Here is a 23,298-nt window from a genome sequence, read left to right as displayed (position 1 = left end):
CGCCCCGCGGGTGGCGGGGCGTGTCACTTCAGAAGTGGATGCGCTTGCCGTAGGCGTCGAGCACCGCTTCGTGCATCATCTCCGACAGGGTGGGATGCGGGAAGACGGTCTCCATCAGCTCGGCCTCGGTGGTCTCGAGCGTCTTGCCCACCACGTAGCCCTGGATGAGCTCGGTCACCTCGGCGCCGACCATGTGGGCGCCCAGCAGTTCGCCGGTCTTCGCGTCGAACACGGTCTTCACCAGCCCCTCCGGCTCACCCAGCGCGATGGCCTTGCCGTTGCCGATGAAGGGCATGCGGCCCACCTTCACCTCGTAGCCCGCCGCCTTGGCCTTCTCCTCGGTGAGGCCGACGGAGGCCACCTGCGGCTGGCAATAGGTGCAGCCGGCGATGCTCTCGGGCTTCACCGGGTGGGCATGCAGCCCCTTGATCAGCTCGGCCACCATCACGCCCTCGTGGCTGGCCTTGTGGGCCAGCCAGGGGGCGCCTGCGATGTCGCCGATGGCCCAGAGCCCGTCGACCCCGGTGCGGCAATGCGCGTCGGTCACCACATGGGTGCGGTCGATCTTCACGCCGAGCGCCTCGAGCCCGAGATCCTCGGTGTTGCCCACGATGCCGACGGCGGAGATCACGGTGTCGAACTCCTCCGTCTCGGTCTTGCCGTCCTTCTCCATGTGGGCGGTGACCTTGCCCTTGGCGCGGTCGAGCTTCTTCACCGTGGTCTTCTCACGGATCTTCATGCCCTGCTTCTCGAACTGCTTCTTGGCGAGGCCGGCGATCTCGGCATCCTCCACCGGCAGGATGCGGTCGAGCACCTCGACCACGGTCGTCTCGGCGCCGAGCGCGTTGTAGAAGCTGGCGAACTCGATGCCGATCGCACCCGAGCCGATCACCAGCAGCTTCTTGGGCATGCGCGGCGGCACCAGGGCGTGGCGGTAGGTCCAGACCAGGTCGCCGTCGGCCTCGAGCCCGGGCAGCTCGCGGGCGCGCGCGCCGGTGGCGAGGATGATGTTCGGGGCGGAGAGCTCCTCCTCGCCCTTCTGGGTCCTGACCAGCACCTTGCCCTTGGCGGGAATGGTGGCGGTGCCCATCACCACGGTCACCTTGTTCTTCTTCAGAAGATGGGTGACGCCGGAGTTGAGCTGCTTGGCCACGCCGCGCGAGCGCTTGATCACGGCGTCGAAGTCGAAGCCGATGCCATCGGCCTTGAGCCCGTAATCCTTCGCGCGCTGCATGGTGTGGAACACCTCGGCCGAGCGCAGCAGCGCCTTGGTGGGGATGCAGCCCCAGTTGAGGCAGATGCCGCCCAGCAGCTCGCGCTCCACCACGGCGGTCTTGAGACCGAGCTGTGCCGCCCGGATCGCAGCCACGTATCCACCGGGACCGGAGCCGATCACGACGACGTCAAAACTCTGCTTGCCCATGCGATGCTTCCTCTCGCCTGATTATGGTTTAGCGTTAAACCATATTTCTGCCGCCAGTGCAAAACCCCGGCCGCATGGCAGCCATGCCTCGGGCGGAGGGCTGCCAACCCTCTGCCCGGGCAGGGTATTTCACTCCGCCAGGTCTTCGAGAACCCGGTGGTAGCCGCCCGTTTCCAGCCATTTCGCCTCGGCGCCGGACAGCGGCCGCCCCAGGCTTTCGCTGCGGGTGGGGAAGCGGCCGAACTTCCGGATGATCTCCCGGTGCACCCTTGCGTGGAGCAGGTTGTCCTCGCCCGTGCGGCTCATGCGCAGGTGAAACAGCCGGCAGCAGCGCTCCTGGTCGGTGAGGCACTCGGAATGCATGAGGGGGAGGTAGAAGAACTGGCGCTCCGGCTCCGGCGTGCGCAGGTCGTGGCCGAGCACGAGGGCGCGTTTCGCCAGCTTCAGCGCCTTGGCATCGGAGGCGAAGGCCTCCGCCTGGCCGCGGAACATGTTGCGCGGGAACTGGTCGAGCAGCAGCAGCAGCGCCAGCGCCGGCCCGGGCGCGAGGATCCAGTCGTCATAGGCTCCGGCGCGCGCCATGCGCCAGTCCTGTCCGAAGCGGTGTCGCATTTCTAGGTCGAGATCCTGGCTGGCGTTGTACCAGCGCTCCGGCCCCACTTCCGTGAGCCAGAAATCGATGATCTCTGCCGGGTCGGCGGTCATTGTTTCCCCCTTTGCGTGTTTGTGACGGCGCCTTTCGCGGCGCCTTGGGCAACGGTTGCGCGCCGGGAGCGGGGCTGTCAAGCCGCCTGCCCGCTCTCCTCCTCCTCGTGCGCGGCCTGGGCCACCTCGCTCGCCACCTCATGCGCGACCGGCGAGGCGGTGGGCAGGACCGGCGCGTAGGGCACGGTCTCCTCCACCGGGGTCGCGGCGCGCTGGGTCATGCGGTAGAGGGCGTAGAGCGAGATGAGCGCCATCAGCACGCCGTTGAAGGCAAAGAACATCCAGGCGCCGAAGGTCTCCATCAGCCAGCCCAGCACCGGGGCGCCGCCCACCGCGCCGACACCGTTCACGAACAGGAGCCCGCCGGAGGCCGAGGCCATGTCCTGATGGTCGAGATAATCGTTGGTGTGGGCCACCACGAGGCTCCACAGCGGGCTGCCGAGCCCGCCCATCACCGCGCCCGCGACGAGGATGAGGATGTAGGAGGAGCCGGCCCAGATGCCGAAGAGCCCCCCGAGGGCGGAGATGCCGCAGGCGTACATGATGAGCTGGCGGCGGTCCATCCGGTCCGACAGCCATCCCAGCGGGTATTGCACCACGAGCGAGCCCGCGTAGATCGCGCCCACGAAGATGGTGATCTGCTGCACGCTCAGCCCCTGGGCCGAGCCGTAGACCGCGCCCATGCCGAAGATCGAGGAGAAGAACGAGCCCAGCAGGAAGGCCGCCACGATGCCCAGCGGCGAGGCGCGGTAGAGCTGCAGCAGCGACATCGGCCGCGCGGTGTGGAACACCGGCGCCGGGCTCACCGTGAGCAGGATGGGCAGGAAGCTCACCGACACCAGCACCGAGATGACGACGAAGAGGATATACCCCTCAGCCTCGCCGAAGTTCATGATCACCTGCGCGGCGATGATGCCGATGATCTGCACGATGATGTAGGCCGAGAGCGCCTGGCCGCGGGTTTCGTTCGAGGTGCTGTCGTTGAGCCAGCTCTCCACCACCACGTAGACGCCGCAGTAGCAGAAGCCCACCGCGACGCGCATCACGAACCAGGCGATGGGGTCCGGTATCGCGGCGTAGAGCACGAAACAGGCCGAGATCAGCGAGGCATAGGCGGCGAACACCCGCACGTGCCCCACCTTCGCGATCACCCGCGGCGTGAGCCGGGCCGAGAAGAGATAGCCCAGGAAATAGGCCGACATGATGAAGGAGAGCTCGAGCGCGCCGAAGCCCTCGAGCGCGCCGCGCACGCCCAGCAGCGTGCCCTGCATGCCGTTGCCCAGCATCAGCAGCATGAGACCGCCCAAGAGCGGCCAGAGATCTCGCAGGACCTTCAGCACGTCCGTTCTCCTTCGGTGCGATGGCCCCGCGGGGCCGGCATCAGCGTGTCGGGGGGCACTTCAGCCGCGCGGCAGCAGCAGCGAGGAATCCCCGTAAGAGTAGAATCTGTAACCCGTCGCGATCGCATGTCCATAGATGCGACGGATTTCATCCATGCCCATCAGGGCCGAGACCAGCATCATCAGCGTGGAGCGCGGCAGGTGGAAGTTGGTCATCAGCCCGTCGGCCACGCGGAAGCGATAGCCCGGAGTGATGAAGATATCGGTATCGCCGCTCCACGCGCCGATCTCGCCGGGGGCGGCGGCGGTCTCGATCAGCCGCATCGCGGTGGTGCCCACGGGGATGATGCGCCCGCCCGCGGCCTTCGCGGCGCGGATGTCGTCGGCGGCGGCCTCCGAGACCTCGCCCCATTCGGAATGCATCTTGTGGCCGGCCACGTCCTCCGCCGTCACCGGCAGGAAGGTGCCCGCACCCACATGCAGCGTGACCCGGGTGTTGAGCACGCCGCGCGCCGCCAGCCGCCCGAGCAGCGCCTCGTCGAAATGCAGCGAGGCGGTGGGGGCGGCCACGGCGCCCTCGCGCTCGGCGAAGACAGTCTGGTAATCGGTGCGGTCCTGCGCATCGGCCGGGCGGCGGGCGGCGATGTAGGGCGGCAGCGGCATCTGCCCCGCCTCGGCGATGGCCGCATCGAGCGCCGGGCCCGTGAGGTCGAAACGCAGCGTGACCGAGCCGGCCTCGCCCCGGCTCTCCAGCGTGGCGGTGAGGGCGCCGAAGCTCAGCCGGTCGCCTTCGCGCAGCCGCTTGGCCGGCCGGGCAAGCGCCTCCCAGCGGGCGCCGTCGATGCGGCGGATCAGCGTGGCCTCCACCCGGGCGAGGCCGGGGCCGTCCGGGCTCTCGCGGTGGCGCTCGCCGAAGAGCCGCGCCGGGATCACCCGGGTGTCGTTGAACACCAGCATGTCGCCGGGTCGCAGCCAGTCCGGCAGGTCGGCCACGGTCGAATCGGTGATGCCCTGCCCGCGCCCGACGAGCAGCCGCGCGGAGCTGCGCGGCCGCGCCGGCCTGAGGGCGATACGCTCCTCGGGGAGCTCGAAGTCGAAATCGGCGAGTTTCATGGCGCGCCTCTGCCGGGATTCGCCTGCCCCGTCAAGCCGCCATCGGCCAATTGTTCCAGCCGTTCACGCGCGACCGCGCAGAGACACACAAGCGGGTGCGTTTCGTTACAGGTGGCTGTTCACGCCCGCGCAAAGACCACAGGTTCATTCCACCAACATCTCGCGGGAGGAAACAATGTACAACGACACCATGCCCCCGGGCGCCGAGGCGGTCGAGCCGCCGCTGCGCACCCTCACCACCATGCTCGTGGCCGGCGCGATCTCCACCGTCGCCTTCGACCTCTACGGCCAGGCGATCAGCCCGATGCTGGGCGGGGCCAACCTCGCGCCGGTGCCGCTGGCCAACAGCGTGATCGAGCGGCTGTTCGGCGCGCCCTACGACCCCGGGGCCAACCTGCTGCACTACGTCGCCGGGCTGGTGGCCTACCCGCTGGGCTGGATGCTCATCGTGCGGCCGCTCTGGCAGCGGCTGGCGCCGGGGCTGCACTGGCTCGTGCCGGCCTTCGCCTACGGCGTGGCGCTCTGGGTGTTCGCGCTGTTCATCATGGCGCATCTCATCGCCGGGCTGCCGGCCTTCCTGGGATTCTCCGGCATCACCTGGGTGGCGCTGGCCGGGCACGTGCTCTTCGCGCTGGTCACCGCGGCGACGGAGCGCGCCCGCGCCCTGCCCTGAAATGCAAGAAGGGGCGCGCCCGGCCGGGCACGCCCCTCTCGTCACTCCCCTGCGGGGGCGGCCTGCCTCACTCGGCGTCGGCGGCCACCTTCACGGAGATCATCTCGTCCGGGTCTGCGGGCGGCTCGCCGCGCACGATCTGGTCGACGAATTCCATGCCGTCCACCACCTTGCCCCAGACGGTGTAGTTGCCGTTCAGGAAATGGCCGTCGGCGAACATGATGAAGAACTGCGAGTTGCCGGAGTTCGGGTTCTGCGAGCGGGCCATGCCCACGGTGCCGCGGTCGAAGGGCACGTTGGAGAACTCGGCCGGCAGGTCCGGCAGGTCCGAGCCGCCGGTGCCGGCGCGGCGCGGGTTGTAGCCGTCGGTCTTGTCGCCGAACTCCACGTCGCCGGTCTGGGCCATGAAGCCGTCGATCACACGGTGGAAGACCACGCCGTCGTACTGGCCGGACCGGGCGAGCGCCTTGATCTGCGACACGTGCTTGGGTGCCACATCGGGCAGCATCTCGATGACCACCTTGCCGGTCTTGAGCTCGATGATCAGGGTATTCTCGGCGTCGCGTTCGCTCACTTGTGGAGCCTCCGTTGTCTGTGCCGTGGAAGGCAGTGATGAAGTCAGCAGCACGAAGGCGGAGGCCGCCGCCACCAGGGCATGGAAGGTATTGCGCACGGAAGCCGCCTTTCGTTTGCGTAAAGCTTTTCGGGCTCACATAGCGCCAGCAGGCGTCGGGGTCAATGCAACCACAGGTTGCTCAACGCTTTTTCAGCCGTTCCACCAGCTCCGACGCCACGTCCGGAGAGACGAAGGCCGAGATATCTCCGCCCAGACGGGCGATTTCCTTCACCAGCCGCGAGGCGATGGCCTGGTGATGGGCGTCCGCCATGAGGAACACCGTTTCCACATCGTCGCTCATGGCGCGGTTCATGCCCACCATCTGGAACTCGTACTCGAAATCGGAAACAGCCCGCAGCCCGCGCACGATGAGCGTGGCATTCACGTCACGCGCGCAGTGAATCAGCAGGTTCTCGAACGGATGGACGACGATTTCCGTGCCGCTCTCCTCGGCGAGCGGCGCGCATTCGCGCTCGACCATGCGCACCCGCTCCTCCAGCGTGAAGAGCGGCCCCTTGTCCCGGTTGATCGCCACGCCGATCACCAGCCTGTCCACCAGCGACATCGCCCGACGGATGATGTCCTGGTGGCCCAGCGTCATGGGATCGAACGTCCCCGGATACAGACCAATGCGCATCTTTCGCTCCCTCGCCGAATGCTCGGGCGAACGCAACAATATTGCGCGAGCGAAATCAAGTGCCGATCAGTAGCCCTTGATCATGTCTTCCAGGGCGCTCTTTTCCATGTGGATCTCGGAGAGCCGCGCCTTCACCACGTCGCCGATGGAGATCACGCCCACCATCGCGCCCTCCTCCATCACCGGCATGTGGCGGAAGCGCCCGGCGGTCATCGCCTCCAGCACCTCTTCGGCCGTGTCGGAGAGCGCGCAGCCGCGGACCTGGCGGGTCATCATCTCCTCCACGCGCTTCTCGAGCACCCCGGCACCGGAGGAGCCGAGCTCGCGCACGATGTCGCGCTCGGAGAGGATGCCGTCGACCTTCCTGCCGTCGCGGGAGACCACCACAGCACCTATGCGCCGCGCCGAGAGCAGCTTGACCGCCTCGCCCACTCCCGATTCCGGGGAGACATAGGCGATGCCGTCGACGGGCTTCTGGCCGAGAATCTGCTGAACGATCATGTTCGTAACCTCCTGCGTGTTGTTTTGCAGACAGAATGACGCAGGTTTTTCGCGACGGTCAACCGGCCATTGGTCGTGTAACACTGCGGGCAGGTCGGTGGCGCCATCCTGTGGCAGGCCTGCCGCTGTGCCGCGCGGGCGGCCCGATTGCATGCAACCCACGCCGCCGCTGCTGCGTTCAACGGTCGGGATGTGTCCCGGCCCATGTCCGGAAAGTGTAAAGGAGACCCCATGAAACGCGTAGCCGCACTCCTCGTCAGTGCCGCCGTCCTCGGCGGAGCCAGCGCGCCCATGGCCCTCGCGGGCCCTCCGGGCGGATGCCCCCCGGGCCTTGCAGACAAGGGCTGCATGCCTCCCGGCCAGGCCAAGAAATACTACCGCAACGACGACCGTCGCCACGAGCCGCGCTACCGCGTCGGCTACCCGATCCCCGACGGCGTCGATTACGTGATCATCCGCGACTATGACCGCTACGGCCTGCGCCCGCCGGCGCGCGGCGAGCGCTACGTGCGGGTGGACAACGAGATCCTGCGCGTGGCCGATGCCACGTTCAAGGTGCTCGCCGCCGTGCAGGCCGTGGGCGGGCTCTGAGCCTCCCTTCCCCGCGAAACGAAAGGACCCCCGCCGGGCTGCCGGCGGGGGTCCTTTTCATGTCCGGGCGCCTGCGTCACTCGGCGGCGACGCGCCTGCCCTTGAGCATCGGCACGAGGTAGCGGCCGGTGTGGCTCTCCGCCACGCGGGCCACGTCCTCCGGCGTGCCGGCCGCCACGATGGTGCCGCCGCCGTCGCCGCCCTCCGGGCCGATGTCCACGATCCAGTCCGCGGTCTTGATCACGTCGAGATTGTGCTCGATCACCAGCACGGAGTTGCCCTGGTCCACCAGCTCGTGCAGCACCTCGAGCAGCTTCTTCACATCCTCGAAATGCAGGCCGGTGGTCGGCTCGTCGAGGATGTAGAGCGTGCGGCCGGTGGCGCGTTTCGACAGCTCCTTCGACAGCTTCACCCGCTGCGCCTCGCCGCCCGAGAGCGTGGTCGCCTGCTGGCCGATCTTGATATAGCCCAGGCCCACGCGCACCAGCGTCTCCATCTTCTCGCGGATGGAGGGGATGGAGGCGAAGAAATCCACGCCGTCTTCCACAGTCATGTCAAGGACTTCAGAGATGCTCTTGCCCTTGTACTTCACCTCCAGCGTCTCGCGGTTGTAGCGCGCGCCCTTGCAGGTTTCGCAGGTCACGTAGACGTCGGGCAGGAAGTGCATCTCGATCTTGATGACACCGTCGCCCTGGCAGGCCTCGCAGCGCCCGCCCTTCACGTTGAACGAGAAGCGGCCCGACTTGTAGCCCCGCGCCTTCGCCTCCGGCAGGCCGGCGAACCAGTCGCGGATCGGGGTGAAGGCGCCGGTGTAGGTGGCGGGGTTGGAGCGCGGCGTGCGCCCGATGGGCGACTGGTCGATGTCGATCACCTTGTCGAGATGCTCGAGCCCGCGGATCTCCTCGCAGGGCGCCGGTGTCTGGCGCGCGCCGTTGAGCCGCATGGAGGCGGTCTTGTAGAGCGTCTCGATGGTCAGGGTCGACTTGCCGCCGCCCGAGACGCCGGTGATGCAGCAGAACGTGCCGAGCGGGATCTCCGCCGTCACGTTCTTGAGGTTGTTGCCGGTGGCGCCGATCACCTTGAGCTTCTTGCCGTTTCCGCGCCGCCGGTCGCCCGGCACGGGGATGGAGCGCGTGCCGGTGAGGTATTGGCCGGTGACCGACTCGGGGTTCGCCGCGATCTCCTGCGGGGTGCCGCGCGCGATGATCTGCCCGCCGTGCACGCCGGCGCCGGGGCCGATGTCGAGCACGTAATCGGCCTCGCGGATCGCCTCCTCGTCATGCTCGACCACGATCACCGAATTGCCTTGGTCGCGCAGGTTCTTGAGCGTGGTGAGCAGCCGGTCATTGTCGCGCTGGTGCAGGCCGATGGAGGGCTCGTCGAGCACGTAGAGCACGCCGGTGAGGCCCGAGCCGATCTGGCTCGCGAGGCGGATGCGCTGGCTTTCGCCGCCCGAAAGCGTGCCCGAATTGCGCGCCATGGTGAGATAGTCGAGCCCGACATTCACAAGGAAACCAAGGCGTTCGCGGATTTCCTTGAGAATGGCGCGGGCGATCTCGTTCTTCTGCTTGCTCAGGTGCTCGGGCGCGCCCTCGGCCCAGGCCAGCGCCTCGCGGATCGAGAGCTGCACCACCTCGCCCACGTGCTGGCCGGCGATCTTCACCGCCAGCGCCTCGGGGCGCAGGCGGTAGCCGTGGCAGACGCCGCAGGGGCGGTTGTTCTGGTAGCGCTCGAATTCCTCGCGCACCCAGGCGCTGTCGGTCTCGCGGTAGCGCCGCTCCATGTTGGGGATCACGCCCTCGAACGGCCGGGTGACGGTGTAGACCCGCCCGCCCTCGTCATAGCGGAACGGGATCTCCTCCTTGCCCGAGCCGTAGAGGAAGAGCTGCTTCACGTTGTCCGGCAGGTCGCGCCAGGGGGTCGTTTTCTTGAACCCCATGTGCTTGGCGATCGCGTCGATGGTCTGGGTGATGTAGGGGCTCTTGGACTTCGACCAGGGTGCGAGCGCGCCCTTCGCCAGGCTCAGCCCCTCGTCGGGCACCACGAGGCGGGCGTCGAAGAACAGCTCCACCCCCAGCCCGTCGCAGGCGGGGCAGGCCCCGAAGGGCGCGTTGAACGAGAACAGCCGCGGCTCGATCTCCGGAATGGTGAAGCCCGACACCGGGCAGGCGAAGTTTTCCGAGAAGATCGTGCGCTCCGGCTCCTGGCCCTCGGGCACGGCGGTCTCGAGCACGGCGATGCCGTCGGCGAGGTCGAGCGCGGTGCGCAGGCTGTCGGCGAGCCGCGTCTCCAGCCCCTCGCGCACCACGATGCGGTCGACCACCACGTCGATGTTGTGGCGGAACTTCTTGTCGAGCACGGGCGGGGCGTCGAGCTCGTGGAAGGCGCCGTTCACCTTCACGCGCTGGTAGCCCTGCTTGCGCAACTCCGCGAATTCCTTGCGGTATTCGCCCTTGCGATCACGCACGATGGGCGCGAGCAGGTAGGCCCGGGTGCCCTCCTCCATCGCCATGATGCGGTCGACCATCTCCGAGACCTCCTGCGCCTCGATGGGCAGGCCGGTGGCGGGCGAATAGGGCGTGCCGGCGCGCGCGAAGAGCACGCGCATGTAATCGTAGATGTCGGTCACCGTGCCGACGGTGGAGCGCGGGTTCTTCGAGGTGGTCTTCTGCTCGATGGAGATCGCGGGCGAGAGGCCGGACATATGGTCCACGTCCGGCTTCTGCATCATGTCGAGGAACTGGCGGACATAGGAGGAGAGGCTCTCCACGTAGCGCCTCTCCGCCTCGGCGTAGATGGTGTCGAAGGCGAGCGAGGACTTGCCGGAGCCCGAGAGCCCGGTGATCACCACCAGCTGGTCGCGCGGGATGTCCACGTCGACGGATTTCAGATTGTGCTCGCGCGCGCCGCGAATGGAAATCTGCTTCAGCTCCGCCATGTCGTCCGGTCCCCCGATATAGCCCAAGCGCCCTATCTAGTTCCTGCGGGCGCGAATGCGAGTCTCGCATCTTGTAAACAAAACATGAACAGGGCGCAATACGCCTCGGTTCTGCTTCCTCCGTACGCCCCGGGCGCGGTATCGGATTTATCCGCGCCGAAATCCGCCGCGGGTGTGGCCCCCTTCCCGCGGATGTGGTCTAAGCTCGGCGTGACAGGAATCGGATACGCCGGAGGAGATCATGGCAGGCAGCGTCAACAAGGTCATCATCGTCGGCAACCTCGGCCGCGACCCGGAAGTGCGCAGCTTCCAGAACGGCGGCAAGGTGGTCAACCTGCGCATCGCCACGTCCGAGACATGGCGCGACAAATCCTCGGGCGAGCGGCGCGAGCGCACGGAGTGGCACTCGGTGGCCATCTTCTCCGAGCCGCTGGCGCGCATTGCCGAGCAGTACCTGCGCAAGGGTTCGAAAGTGTACATCGAGGGCCAGCTCGAGACGCGGAAATGGCAGGACCAGTCCGGCGCCGACCGCTATTCCACCGAGGTGGTGCTGCGCCCCTACCGGGGTGAGCTCACCCTGCTCGACGGCCGTGGCGAAGGCGGCAGCGGTGGCGGCGGCGGTGGTGGCGGCTACGGCGGTGGCCAGGGCGGCGGCGGCTACGACCGCGGCGGCGATTACGGCGGAGGCTACGATTCCGGCCCCTCCGGCGGCGGCAACCTCGACGACGAGATCCCGTTCTGAGGCGGGATCAGGAGAGCGGCCTGCGGGCCGCTCTTTCATTGCGGCCGGCGGCTTCGGCAAGGTAGGCGTCGGCGACCTGGCTCAGGTCGAGCATCAGCACCGTGCCCATTCCCTGCAGGAGGAGGCGCCCGCCGGGCGCGCCCTCCTCCCCGGCCGCCACGAGACGCGAGAGATCGTCCCGCAGCATGCAGACGGCGGCGAAGACATCGGCAAGCTCCACCCCCGTCGCCAGCAGCAGCCGCGACAGTTCCTGCGCCGAGGCGCCCCGGGCGGGCCCGAAGTCGAGCCGCAGCACCAGTTCCTGGTGGCGGCTGAGCGCAGCACTCATCGCGGCGAGCCCGGCGATGTCCTCCTCCGAGGGGCGCGGGCCGGGCACGTGCATCAGGTGGCCGAGCAGCCGGCCGGGGTAGAAATCCGGGTGGCGCTGCAGGAAGCCGCTGATCAGCTCGCCCGCCTCGCCGACGCTCTCGAGGTCGAAACGGCGCCAGACCGGGGCGCGCAGCTCGGCCCCGGGCACGAGGGGCGCGGCCCCGCCCCGGATCAGCCTCAGCCTCATGCGCGCGCCCTGCCCGCGGCGGCCGCCCGGCCCGCGATGTCTGCCACTGTCCGGATGCCCGGTGCCATGCCGCTGTCCCCTGTTCCGCCTGCTGCCGCCGTCGCTGCCGTACCTGTCCCGAATCTGGGCGAATTCCGTTACGAAAGCGTGGAGATCGCCGCCCCCCGTCATTGCGGTTCATGCGGCGGGTCCGCTATACTCCGTCCACAAGATATAGAGAGAAGAGCAGACCCTTGGCTGACGACATCGACACCCCGGAAGACGACCTGCCCCCGCGCCCGGACCATTCCGGCCCGGTGATCTCCGTCGAGCAGGAGATGAAGCGCAGCTATCTCGACTACGCGATGAGCGTGATCGTGAGCCGCGCCATCCCCGATGTGCGCGACGGGCTGAAGCCCGTGCACCGGCGCATCCTCTACGCGATGCACGAAACCGGCAACACGCACGAGAAGGGCTACCGCAAGTCGGCCCGCCCGGTGGGCGACGTGATGGGTAAGTACCACCCCCACGGCGACAGCGCGATCTACGACGCCCTCGTGCGCATGGCGCAGGACTTCTCGATGCGCCTGCCGCTGCTCGACGGCCAGGGCAACTTCGGCTCGATGGACGGCGACGCCCCGGCGGCGATGCGCTACACCGAGGTGCGGATGGACAAGCCCGCCGCCTTCCTGCTCGCCGATATCGAGAAGGAAACGGTCGACTTCCAGCCCAACTACGACAACCAGGACCGCGAGCCCTCCGTCCTGCCCGCGCGCTTCCCCAACCTACTGGTGAACGGCGCCGGCGGCATCGCGGTGGGCATGGCGACCAACATCCCGCCCCACAACCTCGGCGAGGTGATCGACGCCACGCTCGCGCTGATGGAGCGCCCCGACCTCACCTCGCTCGAGCTGATGGACTACGTGCCCGCGCCCGACTTTCCCACCGGCGCGCTCATCCTCGGCCGCACCGGGGCGAAGAAGGCCTACACCGAGGGCCGCGGCTCGGTCATCATGCGCGCGAAGACCAAGATCGAGGAGATCCGCAAGGACCGCTACGCCATCGTGGTCGAGGAGATCCCCTACCAGGTGAACAAGGCGGTGATGATCGAGAAGATCGCCGAGCTCGCCCGCGACAAGCGCATCGAGGGCATCGCCCATGTGCAGGACGAGAGCGACCGTTTCGGCGTGCGCGTGGTGATCGAGCTCAAGCGCGACGCGACGCCCGACGTCGTGCTCAACCAGCTCTACCGCTTCACCCCGCTGCAGACCTCCTTCGGCTGCAACATGCTGGCGCTGAACGGCGGCCGGCCCGAGCAGCTCGAGCTCAGGCGCTTCCTCTCCTCCTTCATCCAGTTCCGCGAGGAAGTGGTCGCCCGCCGCACCGCCTTCGACCTGCGCAAGGCGCGTGAGCGCGCGCATGTGCTCTGCGGCCTCGCCGTGGCGGTGGAGAATGTCGACGAGGTGGTGCAGACCATCCGCTCCTCGCCCGACCCCGCGACCGCGCGCTCCCGCCTGATGGAGCGGCGCTGGCCGGCCGAGCAGATCGCCGGCTACATCGCGCTGATCGACGACCCCACCCACAAGATGAACGAGGACGGCACCTACTTCCTGTCCGACACCCAGGCGCGGGCCATCCTCGACCTGCGCCTGCAGCGCCTCACCGCCCTCGGCGTGAAGGAAGTGACCGACGAGCTGCAGGAGCTCGCGGCCAAGATCACCGATTACCTCGACATCCTGCGCTCGCGCGAGCGCATCATGGAGATCATCTCCAACGAGCTCATCGAGGTGAAGGAGAAGTTCGCCACCCCCCGCCGCTCCCAGATCGTGGAGTTCGACGGCGAGATGGAGGACGAGGACCTCATCGAGCGCGAGGACATGGTGGTGACCGTGACCCATGGCGGCTACATCCGCCGCACCCCGCTCGACGAGTACCGGGCCCAGAAGCGCGGCGGCAAGGGCACGCAGGGCATGAGCATGAAGGACGAGGATTTCGTCACCACGCTCTTCGTGGCCAACACCCACACGCCGCTCCTGTTCTTCACCACCGACGGCATGGTCTACAAGCTCAAGACCTGGCGCCTGCCCCGCGGCAGCCGGGCCTCGCGCGGCAAGGCGATCGTGAACATCCTGCCCATCCAGCCCGGCACCGGCATCGCCGCGATCATGCCGGTCGACCGTGACGAGGCGGACTGGGCCGACCTGCAGATCGTCTTCGCCACCTCCGAGGGCGACGTGCGGCGCAACCAGCTCTCCGACTTCACCAACGTGATGCGCAACGGCAAGATCGCCATGCGCCTCCCCGAGGGCGTGAGCCTGGTGAACGCGCGCATCTGCTCGGAGGAGGACGACATCATGCTGATGACCGCCTTCGGCAAGGCGATCCGCTTCCAGACCACCGAGGTGCGCGTGTTCAAGGGCCGCGATTCCACCGGCGTGCGCGGCGTGAAGCTGGCGAAGGGCGACCGCGTGGTCTCCGCCGCCGTCATCCGCCATTTCGACGCCTCCTCCGAGGAGCGGCAGGCCTACCTGAAGATGCGCCGCGCCGTGGCCGGCATTTCCGAGGAAGACGCCGAGACCGACAACGAGGATGGTGTCGCGGGCAGCATCACGCCCGAGCGCTACGCCGAGATGTCGGCGGCCGAGGAGCTGCTGCTCACCCTCACCGAGAAGGGCTCGGGCAAGCTCTCGTCGAGCCATGACTACCCGGTGCGCGGCCGCGGCGGCCAGGGGGTCACCGCCATGGACAAGGCCATGCGCGGCGGCCCGCTGATCGCCTCCTTCCCGGTGTCGATGGATGACCAGATCATGCTGGTCACCAACACCGGCCAGCTGATCCGCTGCCCGGTGGACAACATCTCCTTCCGCTCGCGCTCGGCGGGCGGGGTGCGGGTGTTCAACACCGCGCCGGGGGAGCAGGTCGTCTCCGTCGCCTGGATCGCCGAGGCCGGCGACGAGGGCGAGGACGGCGAGCCGGTGGTGTGAGCGCCGCCCTCCTCACCGTGACCCTGGTGGTGGCCGAGTACGACCCGGCCATCGCCTGGTTTCGCCGCGCGCTCGGCTTCACGGTGCTGGAGGACACGGACATGGGCGGGGGCAAGCGCTGGGTGCGCCTTGCCCCTCCCGGCGGCGGCAGCGCCCTGCTGATCGCCCGCGCCGCCACCTCGCGCGAGGCCGCGGCCATCGGCACCCAGGCCGGCGGCCGTGTCGCCTTCTTCCTGCAGACCGAGGATTTCCCCGCCACCCATGCCCGCATGTGCGCCGAGGGCGTGGAGTTCGAAGGCAGCCCGCGCGCCGAGCCCTACGGCATGGTCGCCGTCTTCCGCGACCTCTGCGGCAACCGCTGGGACCTGATCGGCCCCGCCTCCGCCTGAGCGCCCCGGCAGGTCCCCGCTGCCCCGGAAGGCTCCTGCGTGCCGGCCGCGCACGACCCGCCGCTTTCCCGCCTCCGACGCAGATCCGCGCACGCGCGCCGCGCAGCAGACACCACCAGCCCCCCCGCACCCACCGCGAGCCGGGCCCCCGCAAGGGGGCGTGGCGCGCTCGAGGAGAACCGGCGCGGCACGCGCCGTCCGCATCGCTGCGGTCGCGCCGGTGAAAATCCGGCTCTGGTCAGCCGCCCCGCGCGGCGCTAAAAGCTGCGGCCATGACAGATCCCATTCACATCATCGGCGGCGGCATGGCCGGGTCCGAGGCCGCCTGGCAGGCCGTCTCGCTCGGCGTGCCCGTGGTTCTCCACGAGATGCGCCCGCATGTCGCCACCTTCGCGCACCAGACCGAAGGCCTCGCCGAGCTGGTCTGTTCCAACTCCTTCCGCTCCGACGATGACGAGAGCAATGCCGTGGGCCTCCTGCACTGGGAGATGCGCCAGGCCGGCGGGCTGATCATGGAGATGGGCGACGCCCATTCCCTGCCCGCCGGCGGCGCGCTGGCAGTCGACCGCCACGCCTTCTCCGACGCGGTCACGCGCAGGCTCTCCGAGCACCCGCTCGTCACCATCGAGCGCGGCGAGATCGCCGGCCTGCCGCCCGAGGACTGGTCGAGCGTGATCGTGGCCACCGGCCCGCTCACCTCGCCCGCACTGGCCGAGGCCGTGCTCGCCCTCACCGGCGAGGACAGCCTCGCCTTCTTCGACGCCATCGCCCCCATCGTCTACGCCGACAGCGTCGACCTCTCCAAGGCCTGGTTCCAGTCGCGCTATGACAAGGGCGAGACCGAGGAAGACCGCACCGCCTATCTCAACTGCCCGATGGACCGCGCGCAATACGACGCCTTCATCGACGCGCTGCTCGCCGCCGAGAAGACCGAGTTCCACGACTGGGAGCGCGACACGCCCTATTTCGAGGGCTGCCTGCCCATCGAGGTCATGGCCGAGCGCGGCCGCGACACCCTGCGCTGGGGCCCGCTGAAGCCCGTTGGCCTCACCAACCCGCATGACCCGAGCGTGAAGCCCCACGCCATCGTGCAGCTGCGCCGCGACAACGCGCTCGGCACGCTCTACAACATCGTCGGCTTCCAGACGAAGATGAAGTATGGCGCGCAAACCTCTGTTTTCTCGATGATCCCGGGGCTGGAGAACGCGAAGTTCGCCCGGCTCGGCGGCATCCACCGCAACACGTTCCTGAACTCGCCCCGGCTGCTCGACGGGCGCATGCGCCTCAAGGCCCGGCCGTCGCTGCGCTTCGCGGGCCAGGTGACCGGCGTGGAGGGCTACGTCGAGAGCGCCGCCATGGGCCTGCTCGCCGGCCGGCTCGCGGCCGCCGAGCAGCTTGGCCGTGAGCCGGAGCTGCCCCCCGCCACCACCGCCATCGGCGCGCTGCTCAACCACATCACCGGCGGCGCCGAGGCCGCGACCTTCCAGCCGATGAACGTGAACTTCGGCCTGTTCCCGCCGCTCGGCGAAGGGCCGAAAGGCCGCCGTGGCAAGAAGGATCGCGCCCGCGCCTATACGGAACGCGCCAAAAGCGATTGGAATCACTGGATTTCCGCATTCTGACTAGGCCCCGCCGTCTCCCTCGGCTAGACTGACCCCGAGGGAGACCAAAGACATGACCGAGCAGACATTCTGGCAACTCGCCCGCGAGACCGAGGGCCCCGCCGCCACAGAAGACCTCTGGACCCGCTGGGCCGAGGTCTATGACGCGGAGATGCAAGGCTTCGGCTATTGCGGCCCCGAGCGCTGCGCGGCCGCGCTGGCGCAGTTCGCCGAGGACAAGTCCGCCCCGCTGATCGACATCGGTTGCGGCACCGGCCTCTCGGCCGCGGCACTGAAGGCCGAGGGCTTCACCACCATCGACGGCATCGACATCTCGCAGGCGATGCTCGACCGCGCCGCCGCCACCGGCCTCTACCGAAACCTGATGCTCGGCGACATCGGCGAGCCGCTGCCCTGGGAGCCGGGCACCTATGCCAATGCCGCGGCCATCGGCACCTTCTTCCCCGGCCACATGCCCGGCACCGCCATCGACGCGATCATGGCCGGCCTGCCGGCGGGGGGCTGCTTCGTGTTCACCCTGTCCGACTACGCCATCGCCCATGGCGGCTTCGAGGGGCGGCTGCGCGAGCAGATCGACACCGGCTACGCCGATTTCCTGTTCAAGGAGCAGGGCGACCAGCTGCCCGGCATCGGGATGAAATCCACCGTCTATGTGCTGCGCCGCCGCTGAGACCACCGTCGAGCGCTTCGCGCCCTCGCCCACCGGCCCGCTGCATCTCGGCCACGCCTTCTCGGCGCTCACCGGCCATGATGCCGCCCGCGCCGCCGGCGGCCGCTTCCTGCTGCGCATCGAGGACATCGACCGCGCCCGCGCGCGCCCCGAATGGGAAGCGGCAATCTTTGAGGATCTCGCCTGGCTGGGCCTTGCCTGGGAAGAGCCCGTTCTGCGCCAGTCCGACCGGCTGCCGGCCTACCGCGACGCACTGCTCGGCCTGTGGCGCCGCGGGCTGCTCTTCGCCTGTTCCTGCACCCGGCGCGACATCGAGGCCGCCGCCAGCGCGCCGCAGGAGGGCGCAGAGCCGCCGCGCGGGCCCGACGGGCTCGTCTACCCCGGCACCTGCCGCGGCCGCTGGCCCGGCCCGGCCGAGCGCACCGAGCCGCCCGGGGACATGGCCCTGCGGCTCGACATGGAGGCCGCCCTGCGCGCCCTCGGCCCCCGGGCCGACACGCTGGGCTTCACCGAACTCGGCGCCGGCCCGGAGGGCGAGAGCGGCCACATCCCTGTCACGCCCGACGCACTGCGCGCCACCTGCGGCGACATCGTGCTGGCGCGCCGCGGCATGGGCACGTCCTACCATCTCTCGGTGGTGCTCGACGACGCGGCCCAGGGCGTGACCCATGTCACCCGCGGGCGCGATCTCTTCGAGGCGACGCGGATCCACGTATTGCTGCAGGCCCTGCTCGGCCTCACCGTGCCGCGCTACCGCCACCACCGGCTGATCCGCGACGCAGAGGGAAAGCGCCTCGCCAAGCGCGACGACGCCCGCGCCATCCGCCTTTACCGCGCCGAGGGCGCCACTCCGGAAGACATCCGCCGCATGGTGGGGCTCGCCCCGCTCACTCCGCCATCGGCGCCATGATCTCCACTTCCTCGCCCGCCCGCACGGCGGTGTAGAAGCAGGAGCGGCGGTTGGTGTGGCAAGCCGGCCCGGTCTGGTCGACGACGAGCAGCAGGCAGTCGCGGTCGCAGTCCACGCGCAGCTCCACCAGCCGCTGGCGGTGGCCCGAGGTCTCGCCCTTGCGCCACAGCGCGCCCCGCGAGCGCGACCAATAGGTGACTTGCCCGGTCTCCAGCGTCTCGGCGATGCTGGCCGCGTTCATCCAGGCCATCATCAGCACCTCCCCGGCCTCGGACTGGGCGATGGCGGGGATAAGACCGTCGGACGTGTACTTCAGGCTGGCGGGATCGAAGACGGTCATCGGCACGGGGCTCCACGGGCTTTTCGTTTCGGTCGGCCGCGCCTATGTATGGCAGCACGGGCCCGAAGGAAAGGTGAAGCCAATGAGCGGTGAAGAAGACCTCATCAAGCTGTACTCCCAGCGTATCCTGGGCCTTGCGGCGGATATCCCGCACCGCAGCCGCCTGGCGGAGCCGCAGGCCAGCGTGATGAAGCGCTCGCCGCTCTGCGGATCCACGGTCACCGTCGACGTGTCGCTGGAAGACGGGCGGATCTCCGCCTTCGGGCAGGACGTGAAGGCCTGCGCCCTCGGCCAGGCCTCCGCCGCGGTGCTGGGCGAGGTGGTGATCGGCCGCACGCGCGAGGAGATCGAGACCGCGCGCGACGAGCTGCGCGCCATGCTCAAGCAGAACGGCCCGGTGCCCGCGGCCCCCTTCGACGGCTACGAGGTGCTGCTGCCGGCACGCGACTACAAGAACCGCCACGCCTCGATCATGCTCGCCCTCGAAGCCACCCTCGCGGCAATGGACGAGATCGGCGCCCGCACCGTCTCCGACGGCTGCGCCGGCGCCTGAAGTCACTGCGGTCACTGCGTGACGGCCGGACTGGTGTCGCGCCTGTGCGGGCGCGCGGATCGGTATCCGAAGGGCTTTTCAAGGTCCATCCGCTGGGGCTCCCCCGTGCGAGGGGGAGCCGCCGGAAGGCCCCTCACAGCCGAACAGCGCTCGCATGGCGCGGGACCGCGCGATGTGCATCGGTCAGCTGCCGCCTGCCCCCGGCACATGAATGGCCTCCGGCGGGCGGCTCGACGCACGAGGCTCCCGATCGAGACTTCGCACGGTGACCTCTGGCGTGCCTGGCACCGGTGCCGTCGCGGCCAGAATCGCGACAGTTTCATGGTCCATGCCCTGATCAGCCCTGACCAGCATCTACGGCGCGGCCCACCCGACGGCCGGCCAATCGCGGAAACTGCTGCGAGCGCTGTGAGCCCCCATCGAGGTCCCGGGTCAAGCCCGGGACGGCGGTCGTGGGGTGACCGGGCGACGGAGACGGGGCCTGCGCGTTCGGGGGCCGGGCTGTTCGGACGGAGGACCGGTGCAGCGGGCGGGCGGGCCGGGCAGCGGCCGCGTTACCCCTTGGCCACCGCGTCGAGCGTGTCGGCCAGCTCGCCGTAGCCGGTGAAGCGGCGCTCGAAGGCGAGGCCGAGGCGGGCGGCGCCGGCGCGGGCGCGGGCGGTGAGGGCCGCGTCCTCGGTCTGGGCGAGGTAGATCACCCGGTCGTAATTTCCGAAATAGAGGTCGCGCAGCTCGGGGTGGCGGTCGAGGCCGAGGCCGCGCCACACCAGCGCGTCGAACTGCCGGGCGAGGAAATCGGTGAGGTAGAAGGCGCCGAGCTCGGCCTCGGCGCGGGCGGCGAAGGCGGCGGTGCCGTCGTAGAAGGCGTAGCAATGCGGGCCGGCGATGCGCTCCACCCCCTCCTCGGCGCAGACGCGGTCGAGCAGCCCGCCGGTGCCGCAATCGGCGTAGACCACGAAGATGCCGGAATAGCCCGCGCCCCGGGCGCTGCGGATGCGGGCCCGCACCGCTTCGGGGATGCGCTGGGGGCGGTTGTGCAGCGACGCCGGCAGGCAGTGCAGGTCGAGATGCCCGCGCCCGGGCACGGCGGTGAGCGCGAGGATCTCGCGCGCCAGCGCCCCGCAGGCGATGAGCAGCACCCGGCCGGGCCCGGCCGCGGCCTCGGGGCCGGCCAGCCCCTCCTCCGTCAGCCGGGTGTCGTCGGGCTCCATCTCAGCCGGCGGCGAGCCGGTTGTGCTTGCGGGCCATGAACTCCTTCGCCGTCTCCACCGCCACGGCGGCGTCGCGGCAATAGGCATCGGCACCGATGGCGCGGCCGAACTCCTCGTTGAGCGGTGCGCCGCCCACCAGAACGATGTAATCGTCGCGCCGGCCCTGCTCCTTCAGCGCGTCGATCACCACCTTCATGTAGGGCATGGTGGTGGTGAGCAGCGCAGACATGCCCAGGATGTCGGCCTCCTCGCGGGTGAGCGCGTCGAGGTAGCTGTCAGCCGCGTTGTTGATGCCGAGGTCGACCACCTCGAAGCCCGCGCCCTCCATCATCATCGAGACGAGGTTCTTGCCGATGTCGTGGATGTCGCCCTTCACGGTGCCGATCACCATCTTGCCGAGGCGCGGCGCGCCGGTCTCGATCAGCAGCGGCTTGAGGATGGCCATGCCGCCCTTCATCGCGTTGGCCGCCAGCAGCACCTCGGGCACGAAGAGGATGCCGTCGCGGAAGTCGATGCCGACGATGCGCATCCCCTCCACCAGCGCCTTGGTGAGAATGTCGTAGGGCGCCCAGCCGCGGTCGAGCAGGATGTGCACGGCCTCCTCGATCTCGTCCTTCATCCCGTCGTAGAGATCGTCGTGCATCTGCGGCACGAGCTCGTCGTCGGGGAGGTCGCTGAGGATGAGATCGTCGTCGTCGGCCATGTCGCGCGCTCCGGCTCGGGGGAGGATCTGCCCGCAAGCGTGACACGCGGCCTGCGTGCCCGACATGTCAAAGGCGACGCCGCCCGGCCCCGGAGCGACGCGCGGCCGCCCCCCGGCTCAGGCCCGGCGGCGCCGGCGCTCGCGCGCGGGTGCGGCCTCCGAAGCGCCGTCGGTGGCCGAGGAGAAGCCGCCGAGCCGCTCCGAGATCGTCTCCAGCGTGGGGCGCGGGCCCGGAGGCGTGCTCTCCAGCGCCGCGCGCATCGCGGCGAGATGCGCCGGCGTGGTGCCGCAGCACCCGCCGATGATGCGCGCGCCGCAGTCCCGCGCCAGCACGGCGTAATCGGCCATCAGCTCCGGCGTGCCGTCGTAGTGGATGTGGCCGTCGACGTAGCGCGGGATGCCGGCATTGCCCTTGGCGACCACGACGGCCCCCGGCGCGGCGGCCGTGATCCCGAGCACGGTGCGCAGCAGGTCGGAGGCGCCCACGCCGCAATTCGCCCCGAAGGCCAGCGGCAGCGCCGGCAGCCCGGCTGCGAGCCCGGCGAGCGCGGGCGGGGTGATGCCCATCATCGTGCGGCCTGCGGTGTCGAAGCTCATCGTGCCGCAGAAGGGCGCGCCGAGGTTCGCGGCCGCCTGTGCGGCGGCGCGCATCTCCTCCTCCGAGGACATGGTCTCGGCCCAGAGCACGTCGACCCCGCCAGCGAGCAGCCCGCGCGCCTGCGCCTCGAAGGCAGCCACGGCAGCCTCGAAGCTGAGCGGCCCGAGCGGCTCCAGCAGCTCGCCCGTGGGGCCCATCGAGCCCGCGACCACCACCGGCCGCCCGGCCCCGTCCACCACCTCGCGTGCGAGCTCCGCCGCGCGGGCGTTCACCTCCTGCACCCGCGCCTCGAGCCCGTGCAGCTTCAGCCGGTTCGCCGTGCCGCCGAAGGAGTTGGTGAGGATGATGTCGGAGCCCGCCTCCACCGAGCCGCGGTAAAGATCGCGGATCCGGTCGGGCGCGTCGAAGTTCCACAGCTCCGGCGCCTCGCCGGTGGGCAGCCCGGCGTTGAACAGGTTGGTGCCCGTGGCGCCATCGGCCATCAGCCAGTCGCGGGTGGCGAGCAGCTCGCCCAGCAGGTTCGACATCTCGATGTCCCTCGTCCTGTCCGGCCCGCCTGCGGGCCCGGGTGACCTCCGCCTCCCCGCGTGCCGGGGCTTCGCGCGCGGCGCCCGCGCGCTTACCCTCTCGCGGTACTCTCGGCGATTTCGCGCACCCGGGCAACCATGGCCCGCAGCCCGTTCGAGCGCTGCGCGGAGAGGTGCTTGTCGAGCCCCAGCCGCGCGAGCTCGCCGGTGATGTCGAGCGTGCTCAGCGTGTCCGCCGTCTCGCCGTTCACCCGGGTGCGCAGCACGGCAATGAGCCCGCGCACGATCAGCGCGTCCGAATCGCCGTCGAAGGAAATCACCGCCTCCGGGCCCTCGCCCTGCACGCGCGGGATCATCCAGACCTGGCTCGCGCAGCCGTGCACCTTCGCGCCCTCGGTGTGCAGCTCCTCGGGCAACGGGTCCATCTCGCGGCCGAGGTCGATCACGTGGCGGTACCGGTCTTCCCAGTCCTCCAGAAACTCGAACGTCTCGACGATCTCTTCGAATTCAGCGGCAGCCACGGGCCGTCTCCCCCTTCAGTGAAGCGCCCGATCTATGCCAGACGCGGCGAAATTTCCAGCCCGAGCCGCCCCGAAATCCACCCCAGCGCGGCCTCCGCCGTCTCGACGACGCTCACCCCCTCGGGTGGCGCGGGCCGCGCGAGCAGGAGCGCGGGCAGCCCGAGCGCCCGGGCCGCGGCCAGTTTCGGCCAGCCCCCGGCGCCGCCCGCGTTGCGCGCCACCACGAGGTCGATGCGCAGCCGGGCGAAGAGCGCCGCCTCCCCCGCCTCGGTGAAGGGGCCCGGCGCCTCGAGCACGGCACCGGACTGCAGCACCGGGCGCGGCCCCTCGCCCAGCACGCGGGGAAACAGCGCCGCCCGGGGCAGCGCGGCGCGGAAGGGGGCGAGCTGGTCGCGCCCCACGGCGAGGAACAGCCGGCCCGCGCCACGCCCCGCGGCCACGCGCGCGGCGCTGGCT

Annotated in this window: 24 protein-coding genes; 9 read left to right on the top strand and 15 right to left on the bottom strand. The window is 69.6% G+C overall.

What is annotated here, in order from left to right:
* Positions 1-28: 28 nt before the first annotated feature.
* From lpdA to queA, 4 genes are all read right to left on the bottom strand, one after another.
* The gene (gene lpdA / locus D3P35_RS17785) at positions 29-1,423 is read right to left on the bottom strand and encodes a dihydrolipoyl dehydrogenase (protein WP_118136274.1); all 1,395 of its coding nucleotides are present in this window, start codon (positions 1,421-1,423) and stop codon (positions 29-31) included.
* 129 nt (positions 1,424-1,552) lie between these two features.
* Positions 1,553-2,128 carry a DUF924 family protein gene (locus D3P35_RS17780; RefSeq protein ID WP_118136272.1) on the bottom strand — a complete coding sequence of 192 codons (576 nt, stop codon included), beginning with the start codon at positions 2,126-2,128 and terminating at the stop codon, positions 1,553-1,555.
* A 77-nt stretch (positions 2,129-2,205) separates the two neighbouring features.
* Positions 2,206-3,468 (bottom strand): MFS transporter, encoded by a 1,263-nt coding sequence (locus tag D3P35_RS17775; RefSeq protein WP_118136270.1) that lies wholly within the window; start codon positions 3,466-3,468, stop codon positions 2,206-2,208.
* Positions 3,469-3,528: 60 nt separating this feature from the next.
* Positions 3,529-4,581, bottom strand: coding sequence for a tRNA preQ1(34) S-adenosylmethionine ribosyltransferase-isomerase QueA (gene queA, locus D3P35_RS17770; RefSeq protein WP_118136268.1), 1,053 nt, complete (start codon positions 4,579-4,581; stop codon positions 3,529-3,531).
* Positions 4,582-4,756: 175 nt separating this feature from the next.
* Here queA and D3P35_RS17765 point away from each other — a divergent pair, with 175 nt between their 5' ends.
* Positions 4,757-5,254 carry a hypothetical protein gene (locus D3P35_RS17765; RefSeq protein WP_232830542.1) on the top strand — a complete coding sequence of 166 codons (498 nt, stop codon included), beginning with the start codon at positions 4,757-4,759 and terminating at the stop codon, positions 5,252-5,254.
* Positions 5,255-5,321: 67 nt separating this feature from the next.
* Here D3P35_RS17765 and D3P35_RS17760 read toward each other — a convergent pair whose 3' ends face one another.
* From D3P35_RS17760 to D3P35_RS17750, 3 genes are all read right to left on the bottom strand, one after another.
* Positions 5,322-5,828, bottom strand: a complete 507-nt coding sequence (locus D3P35_RS17760; RefSeq protein ID WP_232830541.1) for a peptidylprolyl isomerase — start codon at positions 5,826-5,828, stop codon at positions 5,322-5,324.
* Between the two features lie 181 nt (positions 5,829-6,009).
* On the bottom strand, positions 6,010-6,507 hold the full coding sequence (gene coaD / locus D3P35_RS17755) for a pantetheine-phosphate adenylyltransferase (protein ID WP_118136266.1): 498 nt from the start codon (positions 6,505-6,507) through the stop codon (positions 6,010-6,012).
* A 66-nt stretch (positions 6,508-6,573) separates the two neighbouring features.
* Complete coding sequence (locus D3P35_RS17750; protein ID WP_118136264.1) at positions 6,574-7,008, bottom strand: CBS domain-containing protein; 435 nt, start codon at positions 7,006-7,008, stop codon at positions 6,574-6,576.
* Between the two features lie 348 nt (positions 7,009-7,356).
* Here D3P35_RS17750 and D3P35_RS17745 point away from each other — a divergent pair, with 348 nt between their 5' ends.
* On the top strand, positions 7,357-7,599 hold the full coding sequence (locus tag D3P35_RS17745) for an RcnB family protein (protein ID WP_232830540.1): 243 nt from the start codon (positions 7,357-7,359) through the stop codon (positions 7,597-7,599).
* 76 nt (positions 7,600-7,675) lie between these two features.
* Here the strand turns inward: D3P35_RS17745 and uvrA are convergent, their stop codons facing one another.
* Positions 7,676-10,537, bottom strand: a complete 2,862-nt coding sequence (uvrA, locus tag D3P35_RS17740) for an excinuclease ABC subunit UvrA (RefSeq protein ID WP_118136421.1) — start codon at positions 10,535-10,537, stop codon at positions 7,676-7,678.
* Between the two features lie 241 nt (positions 10,538-10,778).
* On the opposite strand from uvrA, the gene ssb reads away from it, so the two are divergent.
* On the top strand, positions 10,779-11,279 hold the full coding sequence (gene ssb, locus D3P35_RS17735; RefSeq protein ID WP_118136260.1) for a single-stranded DNA-binding protein: 501 nt from the start codon (positions 10,779-10,781) through the stop codon (positions 11,277-11,279).
* A gap of 7 nt (positions 11,280-11,286) precedes the next feature.
* On the opposite strand, the gene D3P35_RS17730 is transcribed toward ssb, so the two are convergent.
* On the bottom strand, positions 11,287-11,835 hold the full coding sequence (locus D3P35_RS17730) for a hypothetical protein (RefSeq protein WP_118136258.1): 549 nt from the start codon (positions 11,833-11,835) through the stop codon (positions 11,287-11,289).
* A 233-nt stretch (positions 11,836-12,068) separates the two neighbouring features.
* On the opposite strand from D3P35_RS17730, the gene gyrA reads away from it, so the two are divergent.
* The 5 genes from gyrA to gluQRS all read left to right on the top strand — a co-directional run bounded on the left by gyrA (position 12,069) and on the right by gluQRS (position 18,389).
* Positions 12,069-14,798, top strand: coding sequence for a DNA gyrase subunit A (gyrA, locus tag D3P35_RS17725; protein WP_232830539.1), 2,730 nt, complete (start codon positions 12,069-12,071; stop codon positions 14,796-14,798).
* A complete protein-coding gene (locus D3P35_RS17720) occupies positions 14,795-15,187 on the top strand; it encodes a VOC family protein (protein WP_118136254.1) in 393 nt (130 codons plus the stop codon). Before gyrA ends, D3P35_RS17720 begins: the two co-directional genes overlap by 4 nt.
* Before the next feature lie 272 nt (positions 15,188-15,459).
* The gene (gene trmFO, locus D3P35_RS17715; RefSeq protein WP_118136251.1) at positions 15,460-16,809 is read left to right on the top strand and encodes a methylenetetrahydrofolate--tRNA-(uracil(54)-C(5))-methyltransferase (FADH(2)-oxidizing) TrmFO; all 1,350 of its coding nucleotides are present in this window, start codon (positions 15,460-15,462) and stop codon (positions 16,807-16,809) included.
* A gap of 52 nt (positions 16,810-16,861) precedes the next feature.
* Positions 16,862-17,479: a class I SAM-dependent methyltransferase gene (locus D3P35_RS17710; protein WP_118136248.1), complete on the top strand. Its 618-nt coding sequence runs from the start codon at positions 16,862-16,864 to the stop codon at positions 17,477-17,479.
* Positions 17,460-18,389, top strand: coding sequence for a tRNA glutamyl-Q(34) synthetase GluQRS (gene gluQRS, locus D3P35_RS17705; protein ID WP_118136246.1), 930 nt, complete (start codon positions 17,460-17,462; stop codon positions 18,387-18,389). The genes D3P35_RS17710 and gluQRS overlap by 20 nt, the downstream gene beginning before the upstream one ends.
* Here the strand turns inward: gluQRS and hisI are convergent.
* Positions 18,367-18,729, bottom strand: a complete 363-nt coding sequence (hisI, locus tag D3P35_RS17700) for a phosphoribosyl-AMP cyclohydrolase (RefSeq protein ID WP_118136244.1) — start codon at positions 18,727-18,729, stop codon at positions 18,367-18,369. The two genes, gluQRS and hisI, sit on opposite strands and share 23 nt — an antisense overlap.
* A gap of 82 nt (positions 18,730-18,811) precedes the next feature.
* Between hisI and D3P35_RS17695 the strand changes: the two genes are divergently transcribed.
* Complete coding sequence (locus D3P35_RS17695) at positions 18,812-19,282, top strand: iron-sulfur cluster assembly scaffold protein (RefSeq protein ID WP_118136242.1); 471 nt, start codon at positions 18,812-18,814, stop codon at positions 19,280-19,282.
* Between the two features lie 554 nt (positions 19,283-19,836).
* On the opposite strand, the gene D3P35_RS17690 is transcribed toward D3P35_RS17695, so the two are convergent.
* The 5 genes from D3P35_RS17690 to D3P35_RS17670 all read right to left on the bottom strand — a co-directional run.
* Positions 19,837-20,493: a DUF1638 domain-containing protein gene (locus D3P35_RS17690; protein WP_118136240.1), complete on the bottom strand. Its 657-nt coding sequence runs from the start codon at positions 20,491-20,493 to the stop codon at positions 19,837-19,839.
* A 1-nt stretch (position 20,494) separates the two neighbouring features.
* Positions 20,495-21,196 carry a corrinoid protein gene (locus D3P35_RS17685; RefSeq protein ID WP_118136238.1) on the bottom strand — a complete coding sequence of 234 codons (702 nt, stop codon included), beginning with the start codon at positions 21,194-21,196 and terminating at the stop codon, positions 20,495-20,497.
* Positions 21,197-21,313: 117 nt separating this feature from the next.
* On the bottom strand, positions 21,314-22,321 hold the full coding sequence (gene bmt, locus D3P35_RS17680) for a betaine--homocysteine S-methyltransferase (protein WP_118136236.1): 1,008 nt from the start codon (positions 22,319-22,321) through the stop codon (positions 21,314-21,316).
* 92 nt (positions 22,322-22,413) lie between these two features.
* Positions 22,414-22,842, bottom strand: a complete 429-nt coding sequence (locus tag D3P35_RS17675) for a SufE family protein (RefSeq protein ID WP_118136234.1) — start codon at positions 22,840-22,842, stop codon at positions 22,414-22,416.
* A gap of 32 nt (positions 22,843-22,874) precedes the next feature.
* Positions 22,875-23,298: precorrin-6A/cobalt-precorrin-6A reductase (locus D3P35_RS17670; protein ID WP_198670681.1), on the bottom strand; the 424-nt coding region annotated here is incomplete at its 5' end.

The sequence above is a fragment of the Oceanicella sp. SM1341 genome, assembly GCF_003448965.1.
In the GTDB taxonomy this organism is placed as follows: Bacteria; Pseudomonadota; Alphaproteobacteria; order Rhodobacterales; family Rhodobacteraceae; genus Paroceanicella.
This window is presented reverse-complemented; position numbering and strand designations above follow the sequence as displayed.

What these genes read in the sequence shown, in the direction of transcription:
- queA (WP_118136268.1), bottom strand. Translation starts at nt 4,581, where the DNA reads ATGAAACTCGCCGATTTCGACTTCGAGCTCCCCGAGGAGCGTATCGCC.
- trmFO (WP_118136251.1), top strand. Translation starts at nt 15,460, where the DNA reads ATGACAGATCCCATTCACATCATCGGCGGCGGCATGGCCGGGTCCGAG.
- D3P35_RS17690 (WP_118136240.1), bottom strand. Translation starts at nt 20,493, where the DNA reads ATGGAGCCCGACGACACCCGGCTGACGGAGGAGGGGCTGGCCGGCCCC.
- lpdA (WP_118136274.1), bottom strand. Translation starts at nt 1,423, where the DNA reads ATGGGCAAGCAGAGTTTTGACGTCGTCGTGATCGGCTCCGGTCCCGGT.
- ssb (WP_118136260.1), top strand. Translation starts at nt 10,779, where the DNA reads ATGGCAGGCAGCGTCAACAAGGTCATCATCGTCGGCAACCTCGGCCGC.
- D3P35_RS17685 (WP_118136238.1), bottom strand. Translation starts at nt 21,196, where the DNA reads ATGGCCGACGACGACGATCTCATCCTCAGCGACCTCCCCGACGACGAG.
- D3P35_RS17710 (WP_118136248.1), top strand. Translation starts at nt 16,862, where the DNA reads ATGACCGAGCAGACATTCTGGCAACTCGCCCGCGAGACCGAGGGCCCC.
- bmt (WP_118136236.1), bottom strand. Translation starts at nt 22,321, where the DNA reads ATGTCGAACCTGCTGGGCGAGCTGCTCGCCACCCGCGACTGGCTGATG.
- D3P35_RS17765 (WP_232830542.1), top strand. Translation starts at nt 4,757, where the DNA reads ATGTACAACGACACCATGCCCCCGGGCGCCGAGGCGGTCGAGCCGCCG.
- coaD (WP_118136266.1), bottom strand. Translation starts at nt 6,507, where the DNA reads ATGCGCATTGGTCTGTATCCGGGGACGTTCGATCCCATGACGCTGGGC.
- D3P35_RS17695 (WP_118136242.1), top strand. Translation starts at nt 18,812, where the DNA reads ATGAGCGGTGAAGAAGACCTCATCAAGCTGTACTCCCAGCGTATCCTG.
- D3P35_RS17750 (WP_118136264.1), bottom strand. Translation starts at nt 7,008, where the DNA reads ATGATCGTTCAGCAGATTCTCGGCCAGAAGCCCGTCGACGGCATCGCC.
- D3P35_RS17730 (WP_118136258.1), bottom strand. Translation starts at nt 11,835, where the DNA reads ATGAGGCTGAGGCTGATCCGGGGCGGGGCCGCGCCCCTCGTGCCCGGG.
- D3P35_RS17745 (WP_232830540.1), top strand. Translation starts at nt 7,357, where the DNA reads ATGCCTCCCGGCCAGGCCAAGAAATACTACCGCAACGACGACCGTCGC.
- D3P35_RS17780 (WP_118136272.1), bottom strand. Translation starts at nt 2,128, where the DNA reads ATGACCGCCGACCCGGCAGAGATCATCGATTTCTGGCTCACGGAAGTG.
- gluQRS (WP_118136246.1), top strand. Translation starts at nt 17,460, where the DNA reads ATGTGCTGCGCCGCCGCTGAGACCACCGTCGAGCGCTTCGCGCCCTCG.
- hisI (WP_118136244.1), bottom strand. Translation starts at nt 18,729, where the DNA reads ATGACCGTCTTCGATCCCGCCAGCCTGAAGTACACGTCCGACGGTCTT.
- uvrA (WP_118136421.1), bottom strand. Translation starts at nt 10,537, where the DNA reads ATGGCGGAGCTGAAGCAGATTTCCATTCGCGGCGCGCGCGAGCACAAT.